Consider the following 1,177-nt stretch of genomic DNA (forward strand, 5'->3'; position numbering starts at 1 on the left):
TTGAATAGTCAACCAGAGTGCGGACGTTCGCGCTTCCTTGAGCTGCGGTAATGTGCATCGGTGAGCATCAGATGGCGAAGGACCCTTGCGGTCTTCGGCCACCTCTCGTCAGCCTGCTTGACCCGGAAGAGATAGACGTACCAGTTGAGATACTCCTGGAGGTTCGAGGTCTTCATGCCCACATAGCCCTCCACGAAGCGCCTTATCCAGGCACACAGGCTGTTGACCATCTTCATGCCCTCGAGATAGTCCGGATCCTCGGTGTCGGCCTTGAATGCGATGTTGGCCCCTTTCACGGCCCTGACGAGGGGGCTGTGGGCGCGCTCCTTGTCGTGGATGATCGTTGTCCCCTCGGCTATGTGGCCCTCCAGGGCCTCCCTGACCCTCTTCCCGCTCGGCTTCCCGTGCCCGCACACGACCGCGACGGGGTTCTTGTGCACGTCGATCGCTACGGATATGCATATGAGGTTGCGCGACAGCCCGCGCATCACGTGGTATCCGGCAGTGTTCTTCAGGGTCGAGTCCTCGATGTACATCTCGTCTATCCAGCACCTGTCGCACAGCACTATGCGCTCCTGGTAGGCGCCGAGCGTGGACATCACTCTGTGCCGCCATTCGAAGGCCGTCTGGTGGGAGATGCCGCATGCCTCGGCGGCGAGGTCGAGCTGGGCGTTGTAGCACATGAGCCGGACGAACTGCGCCCAGGCCGGAAAATCCTTCTTGGACCCCTCGAAGACGGTGCCGGTGAGCGCCGTATAAGTCCTGCCGCATCCGGTGCACACCCAGCGCCTCCTTCCGGAGGGGGTGGACGAATCGCGGCTGTTGTGCTCGTGGTGGCACCAGGGGCATCTGGGGTCGGGCTTCCAGGCGCCGGCTGCTTCGTCGAACGTCCCGAAGCCGATCTCCTCGCGGCACCTTCTCGCGGCGACAGCGGAGGCGAGCTCGGCGAACTGTGCAGCCGGAAGCTCCTCCACCATGCCGCCGTAGGGGTTCTTGCGGCGCGGCATGATCACTCATCCTGTCCGCCAGCGGGTCCATCCGTCCAGGATGTCGCCAAACACGAAGACGGATGGGCCCGCTGGCGATTTCGTGTTTGGCGATGCGATCATACCATCAGGCGTGCCTGGCGGCCAGGCCATTCGGGCCGCCTCTATCCGCACTCTGGTTGACTATTCAA

1 protein-coding gene is annotated in these 1,177 nt (G+C 62.8%); it reads right to left on the reverse strand.

Going from position 1 to position 1,177, the window contains the following annotated elements; all coding sequences use genetic code 11:
* Window positions 1-8: 8 nt before the first annotated feature.
* Window positions 9-1,007 carry an IS1595 family transposase gene (locus ABVS03_RS11540; protein WP_368019217.1) on the reverse strand — a complete coding sequence of 333 codons (999 nt, stop codon included), beginning with the start codon at window positions 1,005-1,007 and terminating at the stop codon, window positions 9-11.
* Window positions 1,008-1,177: the final 170 nt, after the last annotated feature.

The organism is Olsenella sp. AGMB03486, from assembly GCF_040884255.1.
Classification (GTDB): domain Bacteria; phylum Actinomycetota; class Coriobacteriia; order Coriobacteriales; family Atopobiaceae; genus Olsenella_L; species Olsenella_L kribbiana.